The organism is Caldimonas mangrovi, assembly GCF_023721835.1.
GTDB classification, from domain to species: domain Bacteria; phylum Pseudomonadota; class Gammaproteobacteria; order Burkholderiales; family Burkholderiaceae_C; genus Caldimonas; species Caldimonas mangrovi.
This window is the reverse complement of the sequence record NZ_JAMKFE010000002.1, coordinates 45281-67674: the sequence shown is the minus strand read 5'-3', so window position 1 is coordinate 67674 and position 22394 is coordinate 45281. Positions and strand designations below refer to the sequence as shown.

Below are 22394 nucleotides of genomic sequence, written 5' to 3'. Positions count from 1 at the left end.
CGAGCCATGTCGGACCCGAAAGACAAAGAGAATCCCAGCTTCTTGCGCAAGGTGGTGCGGTTCGTCGCGAACCCCACCACCGATTGGGCCGAACTGACGTCCGCCACCGCCGAGTCGCGCGAAAGCGAATACGCCAAGTCCGAGCTGAAGGCGATGATCGAGCGCAAGCGGCGCAACGACTTCGTCCGCAAGCGCGAGTTCGACATGCTGCGCAAGGTGCGCCGCGAGGGCCTCACGGAGGCCAACGTGGGTGCGCTCGACGCCACCTCCAACCTCGACGAAGACCGCGACCTGGTCGCCAAGTCGGACGTCGGGGTGGTGAAGGCCAAGATCGACGAGATCGAGCAGCAGATGGTCGGCGAGTCGATCGGCACGCGCCGCTCTGCGTCGTTCTATAACGCGCCGACACAGCCCGGCGGCCTGCACGCGAAAGTGACCGAACCGATCCGGCTCGAGCCTCCTCCCGAGGAGCCGCCGGCCCGGGCCGTCGTTACCGGCCATGCCCCACCTCCGTCAGCGCCGGCCCGACCTGCGCCGGCGCCGGTCCCCTCGGTGCACGGCGACTTGTCGGACGCGTTCGCCATCGAGGTCAACGAGGTCGCGCACGATCCGGAGCTCGACGAGGCGGTGATCGCCTTCGCGAATGCTGATTTCGATTCCTGCGAACAGTCGCTGTCGGCACTGATCCATGCCGGTGCCAGCCGCGCGCAGCATGCTGAAACCTGGATGGCGCTGTTCGACCTGTACCGCGCCACCGGACAGCAGCCCAGATTCGAAAGCCTGGCGCTCGACTATGCGCAGCAATTCGGCTGGTCGGCGCCGCAGTGGTTCTCGCTGCCTCGCATGGTGGCCGAAGCTGCCGCCGAGGAGGTGCCCAGCACCACCACCGCCGCCAAGCTCGAAGGCCAGATCGGCTGGGTCTGCCCGGAAATCCTCGATGTGGACGCGGTGGCGCGGCTGCGCTCGCAGACGCTGCAGATGCCGCTGCCGTGGGTGCTCGACTGGGCCCCGCTCAAGAGCATCGACGCGGAAGCCGCGTCGCACCTGAGCGAGGTGTTCCGCAGCTGGGCCAAGGACCCGCTGGAGATGCGCTGGATCGCCGGCGAGAACCTGCTGCAGACGCTGCAGGAGGCCGCTCCCACCGGCGTGAAGGACGCCGACCCGGCCTTCTGGGCCCTGCGCCTGGACGCGCTGCGCCTGGCCAACCGCCCCGATCACTTCGACGAAGTCGCGATCGACTACTGCGTGACCTACGAGGTCTCGCCACCGTCGTGGGAAGCCGCGAAGTGCCAGGTGAAGGTGGGCAACGGCGGCCGCGCGAGCACGTCTACCGCCCCGCTGTCGGTGGTCAGCGACGTCTCCACCAGCTTCGTCGAGTCGCAGATCATGGACGACCCGGCGGTGATCGAGGTCGCGTCGCTCGAGTTGTCGGGCCAACTGGTGGGCGACATTTCCGAAACGCTGAAGGGCCTCGACGCCAACCTCGGCAAGGCCGCGATCGTCAAGGTCGCCTGCACCCGGCTGATCCGTGTCGACTTCATCGCTGCCGGCGACCTGCTGAACTGGGTGCTGAACCGCCGGGGCGAAAATCGCACGATCCAGTTCGAGGAAACGCACCGGCTGGTGGCGCTGTTTTTCGGCGCGATGGGCATCACCGAGCACGCACGCGTCAAGGTGCGCAACATCTGAGCGCCAGGGCGAAGTCCCTGCAGCAAGAAGGTCCCTCGCGGGGCCTTCTTGCTTTTTTGTGTCACCCTTTCGGCTTGAAGCACCGCGCTTCAGCCTCATGTGAGACCGCTATGGATTCCTATCACGGCACCACCATCGTGAGCGCACGCCGGGGCAAGGTCGTCGCGCTCGGCGGCGACGGGCAGGTCACGCTCGGCTCCATCGTCGTCAAAGCTTCTGCACGCAAGGTCCGCAAGCTGTATCGTGACCAGGTGCTCGCCGGCTTCGCGGGCGCCACCGCCGACGCGTTCACGCTGTTCGAGCGCTTCGAGGCCAAGCTCGAGAAGCACCAGGGCCACCTGACGCGCGCAGCGATCGAGCTGACCAAGGACTGGCGCACCGACCGCGTGCTGCGCCGCCTGGAGGCAATGCTCGCGGTGGCCGACCAGAACACCTCGCTGATCATCACCGGCAACGGCGACGTGCTCGAACCCGAACACGGACTGGTCGCCATCGGCTCCGGCGGCGGCTATGCCCAGGCGGCTGCGCGCGCCCTGCTCGATCACACCGAGCTCGCGCCCAAGGACATCGTCAAGAAATCGCTTGAAATCGCCGGCGACCTGTGCATCTACACCAACCAGAATCACACGATCGAGACGCTGGGTTGAGAGGCATAGGCTCCCACGTCGCGTCGCTCCCGCCCCTCGAGGGGGCTGGCCGTCCTTGGGGCGGCCCGGCGGACGGCCTCGCCCTTTGCCCGAGGTTCTCCACTTCGCGTCCAACACGCCAGAGAAAGGCATCCGCATGAGTGCGATGACCCCGCAGGAAATCGTCTCCGAACTCGATCGGCACATCGTCGGCCAGGGCCAGGCCAAGCGTGCCGTCGCGATCGCGCTGCGCAACCGCTGGCGGCGCCAGCAGGTCGACGAGAAGCTGCGTGCCGAGATCACGCCCAAGAACATCCTGATGATCGGGCCGACCGGGGTCGGCAAGACCGAGATCGCACGCCGCCTCGCCAAGCTGGCCGATGCGCCGTTCATCAAGGTTGAGGCAACCAAGTTCACCGAGGTTGGCTATGTCGGCAAGGACGTCGACTCCATCGTTCGCGACCTGGTCGACATGGCCGTGAAGCAGGCGCGCGAGTCCGAGATGCGCAAGGTGCGCTCGCGTGCAGAAGATGCGGCCGAGGAGCGCGTGCTGGACGTGCTGGTGCCGCCTCCCCGCGGCGACTTCGGCCTGTCGCCTTCGCAGCCGCACGACAATGCCGCGCGCCAGACCATGCGCAAGCGCCTGCGAGAGGGTGTGCTGGACGACAAGGAGATCGAGATCGACATCGTCGACGTGAAGCCATCGCTCGAGATCATGGGCCCGCCCGGCATGGAAGAAATGACCGAACAGTTGCGCGGCATGTTCGCCAACCTGGGCGGCGGCAAGCGCAAGACCCGCAAACTCAAGATCGCCGAAGCCATGAAGCTGCTGGTCGACGAGGAAGCCGCGAAGTTGCTGAACGAGGACGAAGTCAAGACGCAGGCGCTGGCGAACGCCGAGCAGAACGGCATCGTCTTCATCGACGAGATCGACAAGGTGGCTTCGCGCTCCGACGTGAGCGGAGCGGACGTCTCGCGCCAAGGAGTGCAGCGCGACCTGTTGCCGCTGGTCGAGGGCACGACGGTGAACACCAAGTACGGCATGGTCAAGACTGACCACATCCTTTTCATCGCGTCCGGTGCGTTTCACTTGAGCAAGCCGAGCGACCTGATCCCCGAACTGCAGGGCCGCTTTCCGATCCGGGTCGAGCTGGGGTCGCTGTCGGTCGACGACTTCGAGGCCATCCTGACGCAGACGCATGCGAACCTGACGCTGCAATATCAGGCGTTGCTGGCGACCGAGGGGTTGACGGTGGAGTTCACCGCCGAGGGCATTCGACGCCTGGCGCAGATCGCCTATGACGTCAACGAGCGCACCGAGAACATCGGCGCGCGGCGCTTGTCGACCGTGATGGAGCGCCTGCTCGACGAAGTGTCGTTCGACGCGACGAAGCTGAGTGGGCAGACGGTAACGGTGGACGCCGCTTATGTCGATGCTCGGCTGGCAGAGCTGTCCAAGAACGAGGACTTGTCGAGGTATATCCTCTGAGGCCCGCCGCAAGGGAGGGTGTACCTGCCGGCGGTGGTGGAGCCAGCTAGCGCTGCTCCTTATCGCCATGGTGTTCGGTCTGCGTATTCGGTCCGGAGGCGCGGCCCTCGCAAAGGGCCCCAGGGGCCCGCTACCGCCTCACCCTCTCGATCACCCTCTGCTCGGCAATCCTCAACAACCCGTCGAAGATCAATGACTCGACGAGCTGGAACGGCACCGTCACATACGGCGCCATCTTCCACCCCGCCCCGCCGGTCATGATGCACACCGGTTCGGTGCCGCAATGCCGCAGGATGTTCCGGTACATGCGCTCGATCGCCCCGGCAATCGCGTACGTGCCGCCGCTCGTCAGCGCATCGCTCGTGTTGGCCGGGAAGTCGCACACGTCCCCGGTCGGTACATGCAAGCCCGCCGTGCCGCTCTCTAGCGCGCGCAGCATGATGCCGTGCCCCGGCAGGATGAACCCGCCGAGAAAGCGCCCCGAGGCGTCGATCGCGTCGACCGTCACCGCGGTGCCGATCATCACGACCAGCGCCGGCCGTGCCGGGCCTTCGTTCAACAGGCGCCAGCGGGCACCGACCATGGCCACCCAGCGGTCCGCACCCAGTCGGGTCGGATGCTCGTAGCCGTTGGTGACGCCGGCCTCCTCGGCGCTCGCGATCACCCAGCTCGGGGACACGTCCCACAGTTCGAGCTGCTCCTCGACGCGATGCCGCACCGGCTCGCCGGCAACACAGCAACCGAGCACGGCGGTCGGCGCCGGAAGGTCCTTCCATTCGCCGTCGGCCAGGTGGTCGATGGTTTCGAGGAAGGCGGCGCCATGCGCCAGCAGCCTCGCACCGGGGTGGGCCGCTTCGTACTGCGCCCACTTCAGACGCGTGTTGCCGATGTCGATGGCGAGAAACATGTCCGGGCCATTATCTCGAAATCTCCCCTGGCGCACCGTGGTGCTTGCCCCGGGGGATCAGCGCTCGATCGGCTTGCCAGCGGCCGCAATGCGCGGCATGGTGCCTGCACAATGCCCAACCCGGACGGCTTCGCCCGCTGGCCGTACGCCGGCGCGCCCGATGCACGCGGCCAGTTCCGCCTGGCGGATTTCGACACGCGTGCCAAGCCCTACAGCAGCGGCGACAAGCCGCGTGACCGTGAAGCATTGGCACGCGGGCGTTGCGGCTCGACGAGCTGCAGGACCTGCTCTACGCCGATGACCACTACAAGCTGCTGGTGGTGCTGCAAGGCATGGACACCTGCGGCAAGGACGGCACCATCCGCGACGTGTTCGGTCGCATGAGCCCCCAGGGCGTGCACAGCGTCGCGGTCAAGTCGCCGAGTGCCGAGGAGCTGGCGCACGACTTTCTGTGGAGGGTGCCTGCCAAGGTGCCGCGCACCGGCGAGCTGGTGGTCTTCAATCGCAGCCACTACGAAGACGTGCTGGTCCCCGAGGTGCGTGGCCTGATCCCAGCGAAGCAGGTGCAGCAGCGCTGCCGGCACATCAACGAATTCGAGCGGCTGCTGACCGACACCGGCACGGTGATCGTCAAATGTTTCCTGCACATCTCCAAACGCGAACAGCTGGAACGCCTGCAGGCGCGCCTGGACACCGAGGCCCGCAAGCACTGGGACGACGACCAGCGTGCCTACGAAGACGCCATCGGGGCGACCGGCACGCCCTGGGCGCCGTGGACCGTCGTGCCGGCCGCGCCCGGCCTCAAGGGCCTGGTGCTCGATGGGGGCCTTGTTGTCAACGGCGCCTGTCCCGCCGCGCGCAGCAGGGACAGCCGCATCGGATTCGAGGCCGTGCCCCAGGTTGCGGCAGCCGCAATGGCTGCAGGTCGGCGCCCGCTCGTGAATCGCTCACTCGAAGCGCGTCGAAGGAAGAGTGCTGCCGCCCGCCACCATCACGAACGAGAGGTGATAGTCGTTGCCGCAGGTGTCGCCCTTTGCCATAGTGTTTCTCCCTTCGTCAGTGGCAGCCGGTCGCGGGCGCGGGCGTTGCAGCCCTCCAGGGGCCCGCACACTGCTCCGGCCCCGATGCGGTGCAAGCGGTACACCGGGGCGCCGTCGGTCCTTTGCAAGCATTGCGCAGCCCGGTGATAGACCGGATGCTCGCGCTCGGGTGGGGGCGGCAGATCCATCGGTGTGGGGTCGGGAGGCTCTGCAGGATCGGGTGGCGGCACGCCAGGACCGAGCGGCGGCTCGCGGTGAACGGGAATCAAGGGGCAGTGCAGCCGGATCATCGCAACTCCTGGATGGGTGTACGCGTACATGCGCGCTCCCCAGGCACTGGCAGATGCCGTGCCTTGAGGACCCACGGGAAGCTTCGGTCTCGCCATGGCCGACCGTGTATGGCATGATTTGACGTTGACGTAAACGTCAATTTGACCCTCTCTTCGCCCGCCCCAGGAGCCCCTCGATGACCGACCTGTCCGACGCCAAGGCCCTCACCGAGTACCGCCCGAAGCACAAGGTGCGCTTCGTCACCGCGGCCTCGCTGTTCGACGGGCACGACGCCTCGATCAACATCATGCGGCGCATCCTGCAAGGCATGGGGGCCGAAGTGATCCACCTCGGGCACAACCGCTCGGTCGACGAAGTCGTGACGGCGGCGCTGCAGGAAGATGCCCACGCCATTGCGATCAGCTCCTACCAGGGCGGCCACGTCGAATACTTCAAGTACATGGTCGACCTGCTGAAGCAGCGCGGGGGCGAGCACGTCCAGGTGTTCGGCGGCGGCGGCGGCGTGATCGTGCCGGCCGAAATCCGCGAGCTGCAGGCCTACGGCGTCACGCGCATCTACAGCCCGGAAGACGGACAGCGCATGGGGCTGCAGGGCATGATCGGCGAGATGCTGATGCGCAGCGACCACGACCTGACGCAGCATGCGCCGAAGAGCGTCGACGCGATCCGCGGGCATGGCGAGAGGGCCTGGCGTGCGCTCGCGCAGCTGATCACGGCGCTCGAGGCCGGGTCGGTCGAGCCATCGCTGCGCCAGGCGCTGCAGCAGCAGGCGCAGGCGCGCCAGGTGCCGGTGCTCGGCATCACGGGCACCGGCGGCGCCGGCAAGTCGAGCCTGACCGACGAGTTGATCCGCCGCCTGCGGCTGGACCAGGACGACCGGTTGCGCATCGCCGTCATCAGCATCGACCCGTCGCGCCGCAAGAGCGGCGGCGCGTTGCTGGGCGACCGCATCCGGATGAACGCGATCAATCCGTGGCCCACAGGGGGCGCCGGCGACGGGGCCCGCGTCTACATGCGCTCGCTCGCGACGCGCGACTTCGGCTCCGAGATCAGCCAGGCGCTGCCCGACGTGGTGGCAGCGTGCAAGGTGGCCGGCTTCGACCTCGTGGTCGTCGAGACCTCCGGCATCGGCCAGGGCGATGCGGCCATCGTGCCGCACGTCGACGTTCCGATGTACGTGATGACGCCTGAGTTCGGCGCCGCCAGCCAGCTCGAGAAGATCGACATGCTCGATTTCGCCGAGTTCGTCGCCATCAACAAGTTCGACCGCAAGGGTGCGCTCGATGCGTTGCGCGACGTCGCCAAGCAGGTGCAGCGCAACCGCGAGGCCTTCGGCAAGCGGCCCGAGGAGATGCCGGTGTTCGGCACGATGGCCAGCCGCTTCAACGACGACGGTGTGACGGCGCTGTACCATGCTCTGAAGCCACGCCTCGCAGCCCTGGGTCTGGCGCTCGACGACGGCCGCCTGCCGCGCGTGGACACGCGCTACAGCACCAACCAGACGCCGATCGTGCCGCCGGCCCGCACCCGCTACCTGGCCGAGATCGCCGACACGGTGCGCGACTACAAGGTGCGCGCGCGCAGGCAGTCATACCTGGCGCGCGAAATCCAGCAGTTGCGTGCCTCCGCCCGCATCCTGCAGGAAGCCATTCCCGAGAAGCACAAGGCCGTCGACGCGCTCAAAGAGCAGGCCGAGAAACGCGAGGTGCAGCTCGACGCACACGCGAAGAAGCTGCTCGCGCAATGGCCCGAGATGCAAAAGGCCTACGCGGGCGACGAGTACGTCGTGAAGATCCGCGACAAGGAGATCCGCACCTCGCTCGTGCACACCACGCTGTCGGGCAACAAGATCCGCAAGGTGGCACTGCCGCAATACGAAGACCATGGTGAGCAGCTGAAGTGGCTGCTGCTGGAAAACGTGCCGGGGTCGTTCCCGTACACCGCAGGCACCTTCGCGTTCAAGCGCGAAGGCGAAGACCCCACGCGCATGTTCGCCGGTGAAGGCGATCCCTTCCGCACCAACCGGCGCTTCAAGCTGCTGTCGGAAGGCATGCCGGCCAAGCGCCTGTCGACCGCCTTCGACAGCGTCACGTTGTACGGCCACGACCCCGACCTGCGACCCGACATCTACGGCAAGATCGGCAACTCGGGCGTCAGCATCGCGACGCTCGACGACATGAAGGTGCTGTACTCGGGCTTCGACCTGTGCGCGCCGAGCACTTCGGTCAGCATGACGATCAACGGACCGGCGCCCTCCATCCTGGCGATGTTCATGAACACGGCGGTCGACCAGCAGGTGGAGAAATTCAAGACGGACAACGGCCGCGACCCCACCGACGACGAACACGCCAAGATCAAGGCCTGGGTGCTGGAGAACGTGCGCGGCACCGTGCAAGCCGACATCCTGAAGGAAGACCAGGGCCAGAACACCTGCATCTTCTCGACCGAATTCAGCCTGAAGGTGATGGGCGACATTGCCGAATACTTCGTGCACCACAAGGTGCGCAACTTCTATTCGGTCAGCATCAGCGGCTATCACATCGCCGAGGCCGGCGCCAACCCGATCAGCCAGCTGGCATTCACGCTGTCCAATGGCTTCACCTTCGTCGAAGCCTATCTCGCGCGCGGCATGCACATCGACGACTTCGCGCCCAACCTGAGCTACTTCTTCAGCAACGGCATGGACCCGGAGTACACGGTGCTCGGCCGGGTCGCGCGCCGCATCTGGGCGGTGGCGATGAGGGAAAAGTACGGCGCCAACGAACGCTCGCAGAAGCTGAAGTACCACATCCAGACGTCGGGCCGCAGCCTGCATGCGCAGGAGATCGCGTTCAACGACATCCGCACCACGCTGCAGGCGTTGATCGCGATCTACGACAACTGCAACTCGCTGCACACCAACGCCTACGACGAAGCGATCACGACGCCGACCGAGGAGAGCGTGCGCCGGGCGATGGCGATCCAGCTGATCATCAATCGCGAGTGGGGCCTGGCCAAGAACGAAAACCCCAGCCAGGGGGCCTTCATCATCGACGAGCTGACCGAGCTGGTCGAGGAAGCTGTGCTGGCCGAGTTCGAGAAGATCGCCGAGCGTGGCGGCGTGCTCGGCGCAATGGAGACCGGCTACCAGCGCGGCAAGATCCAGGAAGAGAGCATGCATTACGAGATGCTCAAGCACACCGGCGAGCTGCCCATCGTCGGCGTCAACACCTTCCGCAACCCGCAGGGCGACCCCACTCCCGAGTCGCTCGAACTGGCCCGGTCGACCGAAGAGGAGAAGCGGTCGCAGCTGCAGCGGCTGGAAGACTTCCATCGGCGCCATGCCGGGGAAGCGCCGTTGCAGTTGCAACGGCTGAAGCAGGCGGTGATCGAGAACCGCAACGTGTTCCAGGTGCTAATGGATGCCGTGCGCGTGTGCTCGCTCGGCCAGATCACGTCGGCGCTGTTCGAGGTGGGCGGGCAGTACCGGCGCAACATGTAGCGCCCGCCGCTCGGGGGCGGCTGCAATCACCTGCGCCTGCCCCCACAATGCGCCCCCATGGACTCGCTTTCGCAACTCGCGCTCGGCGCTGCAGTCGGTGTCGCGGTGATGGGCCGGCGCACCGCCGTCTGGAAGGCTGCCTTGTGGGGCGGCCTGTGCGGCACGCTGCCGGACCTGGACGCCTTCGTCGACCATGGCGACCCGATCAGCAACATGACGCTGCACCGCGGCAACAGCCACGCGCTGTTCTGGCTGACGCTCGCCGCGCCGCCGATCGCCTGGCTGATCGCACGGTGGCACGGCGAGGCGAGCTTGTGGCGACGCTGGGCGCTGGCGGTATGGCTGGCCTTGGTGACGCACCCGCTGCTCGACCTGATGACCGTGTACGGCACGCAACTGCTGCGGCCCTTCACCGACCATCCCTACGGTGTCGGCAGCATCTTCATCATCGACCCGCTCTACACGGTACCGCTGCTGGTCGGCCTGGGCGTGGCGCTCTTCTCACGCCCCCCGCGGGCCCTGCGCTGGAACGCCGCCGGGTTGATGCTCAGCACCGCCTACCTGGGCTGGAGTTTCGCCGCGCAGCAGCATGTCGAAAGCATCGCCCGCGTAGCCTTGCACCGGCAAGGGGTGCAAACCGAGCGCCTGCTGGTCACGCCGACCGCCTTCAACACCGTGCTGTGGCGCGTCATCGCGATCACGCCCGAGGGCTATGCGGAAGGCTTCCGCTCGCTGCTCGACGAAGGCCCCCAAATGCGTTTCGATCGCTTCGCCCGGGGCGAGGCGCTGTACGAACCGCTGCGCGACGCTTGGCACGTGCATCGTCTGGCGTGGTTCAGCCATGGCTTCTTCAAGCTGGAACGCCACGGCGACGAGGTCCGCATGAGCGACTTGCGCATGGGGCAGGAACCCTACTACACCTTCACGTTCACCGTTGCCGAGCGCAGCAACGGCGCCGATCTCGCCGTCACGCCCCGTCTCGTCGGGCAGCGCCCCGACCTGCGGCGCGGGCTCACGTGGATGTGGCAGCGCGCGCAAGGCGATCCGGTCCCGCCGTCGCGCTGAACCGCAGCGACCCGCTGCACCGCCGCCTCACGCCACCCGGTTGAACCACAGCATCGACAAGCCGGCCGCGGCCAGCACCAGCACGGCCGCGCCGCCGGCCAGCAGGGCCGTGATCTCGGTCTCGCGCTTTTCGAGCGTGAGCTTGGAGTTGAGCCCTTCGTAGATCCGCTTCAGCTCGGTGGCAGTGCCGGCGTAGAAGTACTCGCCCCCGGTCAGGCTGGCAATGCTGCGCAAGGCTTCCTCGTCGAGGCTCACGCGCATCGACCAGCCGTCGCCGAACAGCAACTCGCCGTTGTCGGTGCCGACACCGACCGTGAACACACGGACACCGCGCTCGGCCGCCATGCGCGCTGCCGCGATCGGATCGGGGCCGGTGGTCGTCTGACCGTCGGTCAACAGGATGATCGCGGCCGATTTGTACGAGCCGGGCTCCACCGGCTCGGCGGTGGGCACCGGGTTGCCACCACCCGCGTCGAGCGAACGGCCCTTGCGTCTCTCGTTGGCTGCCGGGCGCGGATCGGTCGCGCCGAGATCGACCTCGAGGTCGGGGAAGATGGCCTGCAGCGCGACCAGGATGCCGCTGCCGACAGCGGTCGCACGCTGGAAGTTGAAGCGGTCGATGGCTGCGAGCACGTCCTCCTTGCTGAAGGTGGGCGGCTGCACCAGGGCCGCGGTGCCGGCGAAGGTGACGACCCCGATGCGCGTCGACGGCGGTTGCTCCGCGATGAACTGGCGCGCGGCAGCCTGCGCCGCAGCCATGCGGTTGGGTTCGACGTCCTCGGCGCGCATGCTGCCCGAGACGTCCATCGCCAGGATCACCTGCCGTTGCTGTGATGGCAGCATCACCGTGGTGGTGGGCCGCGCCACCGCCAGCAGCAGCGTGCCCAGGGCCAGCAGCATCAGCACCGGCGGCACATGGCGACGCCAGCCTGGCCCCTTGCCCATGGCTTCACGCACCATCGCCAGCCCCGAATAGCGCACCACCGATTTCTTGCGGCGGCCCAGCAGCCAGACATACGACACCACCAGCACCGGGACCGCCAGCAGCAGCCACAAGAGATCAGGCCATAGGAACGACATTGCGGCCTCCATCGGCGGGTACATCAGAGGGCGAAGCCCGCACCGAGGGCGCACCGCCCCCCGCTGCCAGCCGTGCGCGCAGCTTGCGCAGCCCGACAAAACGCCGGATCGCGTCGATCAGGTCGTCGTCGGTCGAAAGTTCCAGTGCATCGACCCCGGCGTCCCCGAAGGCGATGCGCAACTGGGCCTCGCGCTGCCTCGCGGCGGCGGCGAAGCGCTGGCGAAAACCGGCATCGTGCGTGTCGACGAGCAACTGCTCGCCGGTCTCGGCGTCCTGCATCGGCACGATGCCGAGGTCGGGCAGCTCGCGCTCCAGCGGGTCGACCAGCCGCACCGCCAGCACGTCGTGCCGCTGCGCCAACCGGCCGAGCGGCTCGGTCCAGCCCGGCTCGCAGATGAAGTCGGACACCAGGAACACCATCGAACGGCGGCGCATCAATGCACCCGCACGCCCCAGCAGCTCGGACAGGTCGGTCGCGCTGGCCAGCGGCGGATTGCGCGCCGGCCGCCGCGCGTGCACGACGAGCCGGTGCAGCAGCTGCAGCACGTGGCGGCGCCCGCCCTGCGCCGGGATCACGGTTTCAATGCCGTCGCCGTAGACGATGGCGCCGATGCGGTTGCCGTGCCGGGTCAGCAAGCGCGCGAACACACCGACGAAGGCGAGCAGCACGTCCTGCTTGCTGCGCTCATGTGCACCGAAACGCATCGACGCGCTCAGATCGAGCAGAAACCAGGCCGTGACCTCGCGCTCCTGCTGGAACTGCCGCACATGCGGCACCTGCACCCGTGCAGTGACGTTCCAGTCGATGTGCCGGACGTCGTCATTGAACTGGTATTCGCGCAGGTCGGCGAGGTCCAGACCGAGGCCGCGGAACAGCGTGCGGTAGTCGCCTTCGAGCAGGCCGTCGAGCCTGCGCAGCGCCGTCCATTCGAGCCGGCGCAGCACGGCCTCGGCCTCGCCCAGGCCGGGCAGCGGCGGTGCGGCGGGCACCGACTCAGGACTCGGCGGCGGCTTCGACGGCATGGGTCTGCAAGGGCTTGGGCGGCGGCGGCACCTTGGCCATCACGCGCTGGATCAGCAGGTCGGCCGAGAGCGACTCGGCCAGCGCTTCGTACGAGAGCACCAGGCGATGGCGCAGCACGTCGGGCACGAGGTCGCTCACGTCTTCGGGCAGCACGTAGCTGCGCCCACGCAGCAGCGCCAGTGCCCGCGCGCCTTCGACCAGGTGAATGCTGGCGCGGGGGCTGGCGCCGTAGGTGAGGTGGCGGCGCATCTCCTTCAGGCCGAAGCGCTCCGGGGTACGGGTCGCGGCCACCAGCCGCACCGCGTACTGCATCAGCGACGGGTCGACGTAGACCTTGCGGCATTCGAGTTGCAGCGCGGCCAGATCATCGGTCGTCACGACCGGTGCCACCTCGACCGGCACGCCGGTCACGCGCTCGACGATCACGAATTCCTCTTCCTCGTTCGGGTAGCCGACCAGCACCTTCATCATGAAGCGATCAACCTGCGCTTCGGGCAGCGGGTAGGTGCCCTCGGTCTCGATCGGGTTCTGCGTGGCCATCACCAGGAAGGGCCGAGGCACCTGGTGCGTCTCGCCGGCGATCGTGACCTGGTATTCCTGCATCACCTCGAGCAACGCGCTCTGTACCTTGGCCGGCGCGCGGTTGATCTCATCGGCCAGCAGCAGGTTGGTGAACACCGGGCCCAGCGAGGTCGCGAAGTCGCCGGTCCGCTGGTTGTAGATGCGGGTGCCGACCAGGTCGGCCGGCACCAGATCGGGCGTGAACTGGACGCGCTTGAAACTGCCGGTGATGGTGCGCGCAAGCGTCTTGACAGTCAGCGTCTTCGCAAGACCCGGCACGCCTTCGACCAGCAGGTGGCCTTGGGCGAGCATCGCCACCAGCACACGCTCGAGGAAGTGATCCTGCCCGACGACGATGCGCTTGACCTCGTAGAGGACACGCTGCATCTGGTCCGCGACGACCGAGTGAGAAGTGGAAGTGTTCATGCGCGTCCTGGCTCGTTCAGAAGGGGGGCAGGCCGACCGCCGCGGCGGCGTTTTCGATCGGCACGGCAAAACCGATGCCCACGAACACGCGCTGCGAGGTCGGGTTGAGGATGGCAGTGACGATGCCGACGACTTCGCCGTTGGCGGTCACCAGCGGGCCGCCCGAGCTGCCGGGATTGGCCGCCGCATCGAACTGGATCAGGTTGGTCATCAGGCGCTGGCCCTCGGGTGAGCGGAATTCGCGCCGCAGGCCCGAGACGATGCCCGCCGTGGCGGTCGGGCCGATGCCGAACGGGAAGCCGACCGCGACGACCGATTCACCGACGGCGAGGTCCTTGGTCGAGCGCAGCGTGGCCGGCATCAAGTCGTCCGGCACGCTGCGGGCGCGGATCACGGCCAGGTCGTTCTCGGGTTGGCTGGCGACGTAGTCGGCTTCCGCCTCGTAGCCGTCGTCGAACACCACCTGCAGCCGCGGCGCACCGAGCACGACGTGCAGGTTGGTCAGGATCAGCCCCTCATCGACGATCACGACGCCAGTGCCGACGCCGAGTTCCTTCTGTTTGCCATCGGCATCCGGTGCACTGAGCCCGCGCACGCGCACCACCGACGGACGCACCGCTTCGTAGGCCTTGGTGGCCATCGACGGCAGCGGCTTGGTATTGAGCGTGTGCAGCACCGCTGCGTCGATGTCGCCTTGCGTCAGGTTCTGCGCGGGTGGCTGCAACAACGTGTAGCCGAGCATCAGCGCCAAGCCGAAGAAGCCGCCGCCTGCGACCAGGGCCCACTTCTCGTGGCGCCGCGCCCAACCGTCGGCACGCCGGCGCAGGCGCGCTGACCAGCCCGGCTGCTGCGCCGCAACCGCCGGGGGCGCACCTGCGCGCGGGTCCGCGCGCGACTCGTGAGGAGGGACAGGATCTGCGGCCGGCTGCGAAGCCGGTCTGGAACTGCTGTAGAGCGCCTTCTTCATGCGCACCGCTCCGTTTAACCACACCACCGCGGTGCAGGGTCCAGGCAAGCGCGTCGATCGGTCCGGGCCGGCGGCGGGGAACGAGGTCAGGCTGTCCTCAGGCACTCCACGCGTACACGCAAACTAGCACGATGCGCGCCTGCTTGCATCAAACTTCCGGCAAGCCGACAGCGCGGGCGCGGAAATTTGCCGCATACCGCACAACGGCTTTCCGCGTGCCGGCATGCCACACGGTTTGCCGTGGCAAGCCCAGACCGGTCGCACCCGCAGCGCCGGCTTGTGTCGGCACAAGCCGGCGCCGCGTGCACGTCTTGCCGCACCGGGTGGGCGCTTTTTCTTGAAATCGGTGTAGGCGCTGTCCTACACCGCCGCCGTCCGAGTGGGCGACATCACCGCTCGCCTCGAAGTTCGACCATCTCGCGCATGCAGCGGCAGCGAAGCCGCGGTCAAGGAGTCCTACGATGGCGAGTTCCGCATCCGTCGAGCCGTCCCATGCAGTGCATCCACGCCAGGTGCCCTTCTTACGCGCCGCACGTCGCGCGGTTGTCGACCGCTGGCAAGGTCTGCCGCCTGCGTGGCGTGCACCCCGCACGCTGTACAGCCTGGGGTTCGTACTCGCACTGTGCCTGCTGCTGGCCTTTCACCAGGTGCTGACGCAGGCGGTGCAGCGGGCCGAAGCGCGCCAGGTGGCGTCAGCCAACAGGGCCGGCGCGATGACACGTTGCACGGCACTGCCAGACGTCGAGTTGCGACAGCCTTGCCAGGCCCGGGCCTTGGCGGGCATCGTGCCAGCCGAGCCGCCGCTGGTGTCCGAGCGCATGGCGCAAGCAGATTGACGGCTCAGCCCGATGGCAGCCGCCGGACGTGCTGCGTCTTGTGATGCGAGCCGTGCCGATCATCGGGCCGATGCTCATCGACCCTTCCGCGCCGGGCCCCGCGCCAGCAACCGCCCGACAAGAGGGCACAGTTCCTCGAAGGTGTTCTGCTTCTCCAGCAGTCCCTCCACCCCCAGCCCGCGGGCCTCGGTGCGCAGTTCGTCGCTGATGTATCCAGAGCTGATCACGACCGGCAGTTCCGGTCGAAGTTCGGCCAGCGCCCGGGCCACCTGAAGCCCCGACAACTCGGGCATGTTGTAGTCGGTCACGACGAGGTCGAACGCCTCGGGATGCGCACGCACCGCCTCGATGGCCTCGAGCGCGCTGAGGCAGATGCGACTTTCGTAGCCGGCGCGCTGCAGCAGCCGTTCGACCATCAGCACCATGGTTTCGTCGTCGTCGACATAGAGCACGCGCTCGCCGCGGCCACGCGGCTGCCGCACAGCGGTGTCCTCACGCGCCGGCGCCTGCGTGTCCGCACCGACGGCGGGAAGGTACAGGTGGAAGGTGGTCCCGCGTCCTGGCTCGGTATCGACGGAAATTGCACCACCGTGCGCGGTCACGATGCCATGCACGACCGACAGACCCAGCCCCGTGCCCTGCCCGACCGGTTTGGTGGTGAAGAAGGGCTCGAAGATGCGATCGCGAGTGGCTGCGTCCATGCCGACACCGTTGTCGCTCACCGAGACATGAACGTGCCGCCCCGCACGCAGCCCGGCAAGACGCCGGCAGTCGGTCTCGTCAAGGTCGACCGCGTCCAGGCCAACGCCGATCCTGCCCTCACCGTCCTTGAGGGCGTGCCAGGCGTTGGTGCACAGGTTCATCAGCACCTGTTGGATCTGGGTCGCGTCGGCATGCACATGCAGCGGTACGTCGGCCACGGCGACGCCGAACTCGACCCGCGTCGGCAGCGTGGCTCGCAGCAGCTTCTGGGTTTCCTCGACGATGGGCTGCAGCGGCTGTGTCACGAGCTTCTGCGGTTCGTGCCGGCTGAAGGTGAGGATCTGCTGCACCAGGTCGCGAGCGCGCAGGCTGGCCTTGCGGATCTCGCCGAGGCAGGCTTCGGACGTCGATCCGGGCGCCGCCTCTTCACGCGCAAGCGCTGCATTGCCAAGGATGGCACCGAGGATGTTGTTGAAGTCGTGTGCAATGCCGCCGGCCAGCGTGCCGATCGATTCCATCTTCTGCACGTGGCGCAACTGCGCCTCGAACTTGCGCAGATCTGCCTCGGCCTCTTTCCTCTCGGTGATGTCGGTGACGGCGATGCGCACCACCGTCCCGGCGTCCTCGTCGGCCACTCGCAGGCAGTCGATCTGAGCGTGGCAATGCGGCCCTTCCGCCCGCGCCAGCGCGATCTCGATCTTGCACTTCTCGCCGCGGTTCAGCGCCCGGGCCAGATGCTGCTGCCAGCGTTCCCGGTCGGCCGGCATCACGAAGCGAGAGAAGCCCGTATCGATCAACCGCTCGCGCGGCTCGCCCAGCATGTCCGCAGCAGTGAGGTTGAGCTGAGTGATTCGTCCTTCGCCTGCCAGCGTCAGATAGCCCACCGGCGCGAAGTCGTAGAGGTCCATGTAGCGGTCGCGCGAAACCTCCAGGTCGATCTGGCCCTGGCGATGCTCTGCCCGGATGGCCGCTTGCGCGAGTTCCCGCTCGAGCGCCGGCGCCAGCCGGGCGAGATTGCCCTTCATCACGTAGTCGCTGGCGCCCGCCTTCATCGCGGCGACGGCGATCTCCTCTCCGATGGTGCCGGAGCAGAAGATGAAGGGAATGTCCTTGCCGCAATTGCGAAAGATGTTGAGCGCATCGACGCCGTTGAAACCCGGCAGCCGGAAGTCGGACAGCACCACGTCCCACGCCTGCTGTCCGAGCAGGCGGCGGAAAGACTCCATGTCCTGCACGCGATGGTAGATGGGATCGAAGCCGCCGGAGCGAAGCATCCTCAGCGCGAGCTTCGCGTCGTCCTCGGAGTCCTCCACCATCAGCACGCGAACGGGTCTGTTCACGACGCAGTCCTTTCCGGCGGACTCTGGTTCATCATCAGCCAGTAGATGCCGAGCATCTTGGCCGCGTCGAGGAATTCGGAGAAGTCGACCGGCTTGCGCACATAGCTGTTGGCACCGAGCGAGTAGCCCGAAATGAGATCCTGCTCTTCCTTCGACGAGGTCAGGATGACCACCGGCAGCAATCGCGTGCGCTCGTCGGCCCGTATCGCGCGCAGCACGCCCAGGCCGTCAAGCTTGGGCAGCTTGAGGTCGAGCAGGATCAGGGTCGGCAGCGGTTCGTCCGTACGGTGACTGTAGGCGCCGCGCGCGAACAGGAAATCGAGCGCCTCGATACCGTCGCGCGCGACGCACAGCGTGTTCAACACGTGGCTGCGCTTGAACGCGCGCAGCGTCAGCGCCTCGTCGTCCGGATTGTCCTCGACCAGCAGGATCACCTTGTTAGCGTCGCTCATCGTTCGTGCTCTCCAGCGTGAAGAAGAAGGTCGCACCCTGACCCGGTTGCGCCTCCACCCAGATCCTGCCGCCGTGGCGATGCACGATGCGCTGTACGATCGCCAGCCCGATGCCGGTGCCCGCGAACTCGCTTTCATGGTGCAGGCGCTGGAAGGCGCCGAACAGGCGATCGGCATAGTGCATGTCGAAGCCGACACCGTTGTCGGCGACGAAATAGTGCGTCTGGCCGTCGCGTTCGGTCGCGCCGACGCGGATCTCCGGCTGCGCCGTCTTGCCCGTGAACTTCCAAGCGTTGTCCAGCAGGTTCTGCAGCGCGATCTGGATCAACGCCTTGTCGGCCATTGCCGTCAGGCCCTCGTCGACGCGCCACTGCACTGCGCTCTGCGGTTGCTGCTGGCGCAGGTTCTCGAGGATCTCGTTCGCGAGTGCACTCAGGTCGACCGGCCGGATCGCGAGCTCGGTCCGCGTTACCCGCGACAGGCTCAGCAGCTCGTCGATCAGGCGGCCCATGCGTTGGCTGGCCGCCCGGATGCGCTGCAGGCTGTCGCGCCCTTCTTCGTCGAGCTTGTCGCCGTAGTCCTCCAGCAGCGCCATCGAGAAGCCGTCCATGCTGCGCAGCGGCGCGCGCAGATCGTGCGACACCGAATAGCTGAACGCTTCCAGTTCCTTGTTCAGCGTCGTCAGTTCCTGGTTGCCGCGCTCCAACTGAGCAAAGGACTGGCGCAGCGCCTGAGTCATCGCGTCGAAGTTCTTCGACATCTCGCCGATCTCGTCGTCCCGGCCGGTATCCACGCGGTACTCCAGGTTGCCGGCGGCGATCGCGCGCGTGGCCTCCTGGAGCTTCTGGATCGGCCGCAGCACATTGCGGCTGATGAGCCACGACACCGCCAGTCCGGCCAGGGCGATCAGCGCCAGCCCGGAGAGCGTGACCGTCGCCACGCGCTGCTGTGCGACGCGCATCCTGGCCGTCGAGAAGTCGCTCAGGCGGAAGGCATCTTCCAGACTCTCCTGTTCGTCGATCAGCAGCCGGCTCGCCAACTGGGCCTCGAACCGCTGCACCGGCGTCTCGCCCAGCGCATGGTCGCCCGAGGCGGCCTGGCGCGGCAACTCCGAGAAGGCTCCGTACATGCCCGCCGCGCGGTCGCGCAAGGCATTGAGTATCTCGGCCTGCTCGGGGCCGCGGAAGCCCGCGACCTCGAGCAGCCCGGCGAGACGCATGGAGACGCTCTTCGCCTGCACTTCCGCACGCTCTTCGCGGCGCAGGATGTACTCGAAGGTCACCAGCCGCAACTCGGTGAGCCGTCGAGCCACCTCGACGGTCTGCCGGTGCTGGACGTTCGCTTGCTCGACCTCGCGGTATGCCCACCACGTGATGGCGGCGATCAGCCCGATCGTCGCGAGCAGGGTGGTCGTTGCGAGACGTGCCTTGGTACCGATCTTCATGGTCGGGCCCTCAGTGAACGACCGTCACGCGTTCGGGGCGAGCCGAGAGCAGCGCATCGAGATGCAGGTGCGGCAGGAAGTTCGTCTGCGCCCCCGGCGCGACATACCCTCTCGCACGTGCCCAGCGGGCCTCGTCTTCAAGTGTGATGAGCTGCGACTGGCGCAGGTCCACCTGCAGACGCAGGTTCTGCCATGCCGGCTGCAGCGTGGCGAGGTCGAGTTGCAGGCGCTGCGCGGCGAGCGCCATCGCCTCTCGCGGCTGCAGCCGGCTGAAACGTTCAGCCTCGAGCAGCGCACGCAGCAAACGGCTCACCGTCCCGGAGCGGGCTTTCAGGAACTCGCGCGACCCGACCAGCACATGCATGACCGTATAGGCCGCCGGTTCGACGAAGGACACCGCACCGACGCCGAGCGACGCACGCGCCTCGCTGACGAGCGGCTCCCACGTAGAAACGGCATCGACCTGCCCTTCGGCCAGCGCCTGAGTCATGCGCCCTGGCGGCAGGCTGACCAGCTCGACCGCGTCGGGCCCCATGCGATGCCTGATCAGGAAGGCCCAGAGGAAATATTCGCTGCTGGTACCCGGGGTGACACCGACCTTCTTGCCCGCCAGATGCGCCGGCGCGGAGATGGCGCGGTCGCCGCGCGCCACGATCGCCATTTCCTTCGACGTGCTGGCCACGGCCGCGGCGAGCGCGAAGTCCTGGCCCTGCAGCACCGAGATCACGAAAGGCACTTCCGCTGCCGCGGCGAGATCCACCTTGCTCTGCGTCAACAGGTCGATCGCGGCCTTGCCGTGGCTCACCGGCACCAGCGTGACGTCCAGTCCCTCGTCAGCGAAGTAGCCTTTTGCCTCGGCCAGATGGAGCAGCGCGGCGTGCGGCGTCGACGAGGCCGCCAGCGAGAGTTTCTCTGCCGGAGTTGCCGCCGGGCGCAAGGCCCTTTCGACGGGGCCGTATCCGCACGCGCCCACGACACACAACCATGAAAGCGCCGCCAGCAGCACGGCCGCCCGGCCGGCCCTGGCGCGCCGGCCCAGCGGGGCAACGGGCGACGTTCCAGCTTCGAGCACGGCATCCACCTCCGCGTAGTGCAGTTTCGGGTCACGGACGCGGCACGAACGGGGGATGGGCGGGATGCCCGTAGCCGCGCGCCTTGCAGCGCCGCATGCCTTATCAAAAATCTAGGGTACGAGAGCGGTGCAGTTGGAAACAACCTGTGAGACCTGACAGTAGCCGCCTCGCGCCGCGCGTCGCCGAATGGAGCCTTCGCTCAGCAGTCGTCCTCCCTTGAGCCCCGAATCGTTGTCTCGCACCCTTGCGGCGGTGCACCAAGGTGGAGTGCACCTCGGCATCACTCGCTTCCGGGGGGCCGCACGATGAGCGAGCGGGCGGTTCGGGCCCCCTTTCTGGTGCTCGCTCACCATCGCTCGGGTTCCAATTTCCTGAACGATCTGCTGCAGTCGCATCCGCAGATCGAATGCTTGAACGAACCACTGTCGATGCACACGGCCTTTTTCCGTGCGCATGACCTGTCGGTCTGGCGCCAGGAAGACTTCGACGACCAGCAACTCCACCCATGCCTCGCAAGAGAAAGCAGCCTGCGCGCCTATCTGCTCAGCTTGCGCGACTACCTGCTGCAGTCGGGCGACTCTCGCGTCATCGGCTTCAAGGAGACGGTGCTGTTCGGCAAGCTGGAATGGCTGAAGAGCTTCCTGCCGTCGCTGAAACTGATCCTGCTGCAGCGCGACCCGCGCGCGGTGGTCTCATCCGTACTGCGCAGCGCCTTGCTCGGCTTCTGGCGCTACGAGGATCTGGTGCCACCCAGCTACCACGCCCTCTGGCCCGATGCGAAGCTGCCGCCGTCGCACCACGCCGGCGAGGAAGTGCACGCCGCGACCATCGCCGCGATGAGCGTCGCCGTTCGCGGAGAACTGGCCCGCCGCACCGCAGCGCTGTTCGACGGCATGACCCTGTCGCTCGAAGACCTTCTGGGCGACCCGGAGGCCGCCATGCATTCCCTGGCCGGCCTGCTCGGCGTCGAGCCGCATCCGGCCCAGCTGTCCTTCCTGCAGGAAAGGCAACTCGTCAGCCGGGGTGGCACGTTTTCGTCGTTCCGGCTGCGCGAGCACGTGCTCGATCGGTGGCGCTCGCACCTCAGCGCGGCACAGCTCGATGCGATCGACAGGGTGTTCGCCGCAGCGCACCTGCCCGTGCCGTCCTCGTGCGGCGCCGCGCCCGCTCCGGCGTTCACGCGCGCCGAGGGGGCCCACTCCGGATGAGCATGGACCTCCTCCACCGGTACGTCGACACTGCCGTGCGCTTTGCCGCCCGGCAGACCGGCGACACCGCGGGCCGGCCCATGCGCGTGGCCGCCACGCTGGCGACCTGCCGCCTCGCCACCATGGTGCTCAACGAGCTGCATGTGCCAGAAGAGCGCGAATCCGTCTATCGCTACGTGAACGTCCACAACCCCCGCAGTCCGCTTTTTTTCGACCGCGCGCGCGGTTGCTGGAGCTGCGATCCGCAGGCCGACGATTTGCCGGTGTGGGGTATCAACTGGGCGGGCGCGCTGCTGATCTGCCGCTACCTCGGCGGCCGGCTGCCGACGACCCGGGAATGGGAGCACTTCGCGTCGAACAACGATCCGGCGCGCACCTACCCGTGGGGCTGCGCCGAGCCGACGGAAGCGCTCGCCAACTATGGAGAACACCTCGGTGGGCCGAGCCCGGTCGGCAGCTTTCCGCCGTCCGAACTGGGTTTGTACGACCTGGCCGGGAACTTGAACGAGTGGTGCCAGGACCGGTGCGGCGACGGAGAACGCGTGTTCGAAAGAGCGGTGAAAGGCGGCGCCTGGAGCAAGGGGCCCGGGAGCCTCAAGATCGCCGCGACCCACAGGAAATGGGAACGCATCGGCACCACGACGATCGGCGTGCGGCCGGTGTGGGATGCGTGAGGGCACTGGCCGACGGCA

18 protein-coding genes are annotated in these 22394 nt (G+C 67.3%); 9 read left to right on the top strand and 9 right to left on the bottom strand.

The features are described from left to right. Window positions 1-6: 6 nt before the first annotated feature. The 3 genes from M8A51_RS02875 (at window position 7) to hslU (ending at window position 3804) form a co-directional block, all read left to right on the top strand. Entirely contained in the window at window positions 7-1689 is a 1683-nt protein-coding gene (locus M8A51_RS02875) for a hypothetical protein (RefSeq protein WP_251776624.1), read from the top strand. A gap of 110 nt (window positions 1690-1799) precedes the next feature. Then, complete coding sequence (gene hslV / locus M8A51_RS02870) at window positions 1800-2336, top strand: ATP-dependent protease subunit HslV (RefSeq protein ID WP_251776623.1); 537 nt, start codon at window positions 1800-1802, stop codon at window positions 2334-2336. A gap of 136 nt (window positions 2337-2472) precedes the next feature. Then, window positions 2473-3804 carry an ATP-dependent protease ATPase subunit HslU gene (gene hslU, locus M8A51_RS02865; protein ID WP_251776622.1) on the top strand — a complete coding sequence of 444 codons (1332 nt, stop codon included), beginning with the start codon at window positions 2473-2475 and terminating at the stop codon, window positions 3802-3804. Between the two features lie 130 nt (window positions 3805-3934). Here hslU and M8A51_RS02860 read toward each other — a convergent pair whose 3' ends face one another. Beyond that, window positions 3935-4711, bottom strand: coding sequence for a type III pantothenate kinase (locus tag M8A51_RS02860; RefSeq protein ID WP_251776621.1), 777 nt, complete (start codon window positions 4709-4711; stop codon window positions 3935-3937). A gap of 260 nt (window positions 4712-4971) precedes the next feature. Between M8A51_RS02860 and M8A51_RS26690 the strand changes: the two genes are divergently transcribed. The 3 genes from M8A51_RS26690 to M8A51_RS02845 all read left to right on the top strand — a co-directional run bounded on the left by M8A51_RS26690 (window position 4972) and on the right by M8A51_RS02845 (window position 10588). Further along, entirely contained in the window at window positions 4972-5898 is a 927-nt protein-coding gene (locus tag M8A51_RS26690) for a polyphosphate kinase 2 family protein (protein ID WP_407062195.1), read from the top strand. A 319-nt stretch (window positions 5899-6217) separates the two neighbouring features. After that, a complete protein-coding gene (gene icmF, locus M8A51_RS02850; protein WP_251776620.1) occupies window positions 6218-9523 on the top strand; it encodes a fused isobutyryl-CoA mutase/GTPase IcmF in 3306 nt (1101 codons plus the stop codon). 57 nt (window positions 9524-9580) lie between these two features. After that, window positions 9581-10588, top strand: coding sequence for a metal-dependent hydrolase (locus tag M8A51_RS02845; RefSeq protein ID WP_251776619.1), 1008 nt, complete (start codon window positions 9581-9583; stop codon window positions 10586-10588). A 27-nt stretch (window positions 10589-10615) separates the two neighbouring features. Here the strand turns inward: M8A51_RS02845 and M8A51_RS02840 are convergent, their stop codons facing one another. From M8A51_RS02840 to M8A51_RS02825, 4 genes are read right to left on the bottom strand one after another with little or no spacing between them, the layout of a single operon-like run. Beyond that, window positions 10616-11668, bottom strand: a complete 1053-nt coding sequence (locus tag M8A51_RS02840) for a VWA domain-containing protein (protein ID WP_251776618.1) — start codon at window positions 11666-11668, stop codon at window positions 10616-10618. Then, window positions 11649-12692 (bottom strand): DUF58 domain-containing protein, encoded by a 1044-nt coding sequence (locus M8A51_RS02835; protein ID WP_251776617.1) that lies wholly within the window; start codon window positions 12690-12692, stop codon window positions 11649-11651. The genes M8A51_RS02840 and M8A51_RS02835 overlap by 20 nt, the downstream gene beginning before the upstream one ends. Then, window positions 12664-13680, bottom strand: a complete 1017-nt coding sequence (locus M8A51_RS02830) for an AAA family ATPase (protein ID WP_251776616.1) — start codon at window positions 13678-13680, stop codon at window positions 12664-12666. Before M8A51_RS02830 ends, M8A51_RS02835 begins: the two co-directional genes overlap by 29 nt. A 16-nt stretch (window positions 13681-13696) precedes the next feature. Beyond that, complete coding sequence (locus M8A51_RS02825; RefSeq protein ID WP_251776615.1) at window positions 13697-14647, bottom strand: S1C family serine protease; 951 nt, start codon at window positions 14645-14647, stop codon at window positions 13697-13699. A gap of 461 nt (window positions 14648-15108) precedes the next feature. Between M8A51_RS02825 and M8A51_RS02820 the strand changes: the two genes are divergently transcribed. After that, on the top strand, window positions 15109-15483 hold the full coding sequence (locus tag M8A51_RS02820; protein ID WP_251776614.1) for a hypothetical protein: 375 nt from the start codon (window positions 15109-15111) through the stop codon (window positions 15481-15483). Window positions 15484-15557: 74 nt separating this feature from the next. Here M8A51_RS02820 and M8A51_RS02815 read toward each other — a convergent pair whose 3' ends face one another. From M8A51_RS02815 to M8A51_RS02800, 4 genes are read right to left on the bottom strand one after another with little or no spacing between them, the layout of a single operon-like run. Beyond that, window positions 15558-17525, bottom strand: coding sequence for a hybrid sensor histidine kinase/response regulator (locus M8A51_RS02815; protein WP_251776613.1), 1968 nt, complete (start codon window positions 17523-17525; stop codon window positions 15558-15560). Continuing rightward, entirely contained in the window at window positions 17522-17977 is a 456-nt protein-coding gene (locus M8A51_RS02810; protein ID WP_251776612.1) for a response regulator, read from the bottom strand. Before M8A51_RS02810 ends, M8A51_RS02815 begins: the two co-directional genes overlap by 4 nt. Then, on the bottom strand, window positions 17964-19421 hold the full coding sequence (locus M8A51_RS02805; RefSeq protein WP_251776611.1) for a sensor histidine kinase: 1458 nt from the start codon (window positions 19419-19421) through the stop codon (window positions 17964-17966). Before M8A51_RS02805 ends, M8A51_RS02810 begins: the two co-directional genes overlap by 14 nt. 10 nt (window positions 19422-19431) lie before the next feature. Next, window positions 19432-20493 carry an ABC transporter substrate-binding protein gene (locus M8A51_RS02800; protein ID WP_251776610.1) on the bottom strand — a complete coding sequence of 354 codons (1062 nt, stop codon included), beginning with the start codon at window positions 20491-20493 and terminating at the stop codon, window positions 19432-19434. A 306-nt stretch (window positions 20494-20799) separates the two neighbouring features. Here M8A51_RS02800 and M8A51_RS02795 point away from each other — a divergent pair, with 306 nt between their 5' ends. Together M8A51_RS02795 and M8A51_RS02790 are read left to right on the top strand one after the other, a co-directional pair. Further along, window positions 20800-21702, top strand: coding sequence for a sulfotransferase (locus tag M8A51_RS02795; RefSeq protein WP_251776609.1), 903 nt, complete (start codon window positions 20800-20802; stop codon window positions 21700-21702). Between the two features lie 2 nt (window positions 21703-21704). Next, on the top strand, window positions 21705-22376 hold the full coding sequence (locus M8A51_RS02790) for a formylglycine-generating enzyme family protein (protein ID WP_251776608.1): 672 nt from the start codon (window positions 21705-21707) through the stop codon (window positions 22374-22376). Window positions 22377-22394 lie beyond the last annotated feature (18 nt).

What these genes read in the sequence shown, in the direction of transcription:
- M8A51_RS02790 (WP_251776608.1), top strand. Translation starts at nt 21,705, where the DNA reads ATGGACCTCCTCCACCGGTACGTCGACACTGCCGTGCGCTTTGCCGCC.
- M8A51_RS02840 (WP_251776618.1), bottom strand. Translation starts at nt 11,668, where the DNA reads ATGTCGTTCCTATGGCCTGATCTCTTGTGGCTGCTGCTGGCGGTCCCG.
- hslV (WP_251776623.1), top strand. Translation starts at nt 1,800, where the DNA reads ATGGATTCCTATCACGGCACCACCATCGTGAGCGCACGCCGGGGCAAG.
- M8A51_RS02820 (WP_251776614.1), top strand. Translation starts at nt 15,109, where the DNA reads ATGGCGAGTTCCGCATCCGTCGAGCCGTCCCATGCAGTGCATCCACGC.
- M8A51_RS02795 (WP_251776609.1), top strand. Translation starts at nt 20,800, where the DNA reads ATGAGCGAGCGGGCGGTTCGGGCCCCCTTTCTGGTGCTCGCTCACCAT.
- icmF (WP_251776620.1), top strand. Translation starts at nt 6,218, where the DNA reads ATGACCGACCTGTCCGACGCCAAGGCCCTCACCGAGTACCGCCCGAAG.
- M8A51_RS02830 (WP_251776616.1), bottom strand. Translation starts at nt 13,680, where the DNA reads ATGAACACTTCCACTTCTCACTCGGTCGTCGCGGACCAGATGCAGCGT.
- M8A51_RS02805 (WP_251776611.1), bottom strand. Translation starts at nt 19,421, where the DNA reads ATGAAGATCGGTACCAAGGCACGTCTCGCAACGACCACCCTGCTCGCG.
- M8A51_RS02845 (WP_251776619.1), top strand. Translation starts at nt 9,581, where the DNA reads ATGGACTCGCTTTCGCAACTCGCGCTCGGCGCTGCAGTCGGTGTCGCG.
- M8A51_RS02875 (WP_251776624.1), top strand. Translation starts at nt 7, where the DNA reads ATGTCGGACCCGAAAGACAAAGAGAATCCCAGCTTCTTGCGCAAGGTG.
- M8A51_RS02825 (WP_251776615.1), bottom strand. Translation starts at nt 14,647, where the DNA reads ATGAAGAAGGCGCTCTACAGCAGTTCCAGACCGGCTTCGCAGCCGGCC.
- hslU (WP_251776622.1), top strand. Translation starts at nt 2,473, where the DNA reads ATGAGTGCGATGACCCCGCAGGAAATCGTCTCCGAACTCGATCGGCAC.
- M8A51_RS02835 (WP_251776617.1), bottom strand. Translation starts at nt 12,692, where the DNA reads ATGCCGTCGAAGCCGCCGCCGAGTCCTGAGTCGGTGCCCGCCGCACCG.
- M8A51_RS02860 (WP_251776621.1), bottom strand. Translation starts at nt 4,711, where the DNA reads ATGTTTCTCGCCATCGACATCGGCAACACGCGTCTGAAGTGGGCGCAG.
- M8A51_RS02810 (WP_251776612.1), bottom strand. Translation starts at nt 17,977, where the DNA reads ATGAGCGACGCTAACAAGGTGATCCTGCTGGTCGAGGACAATCCGGAC.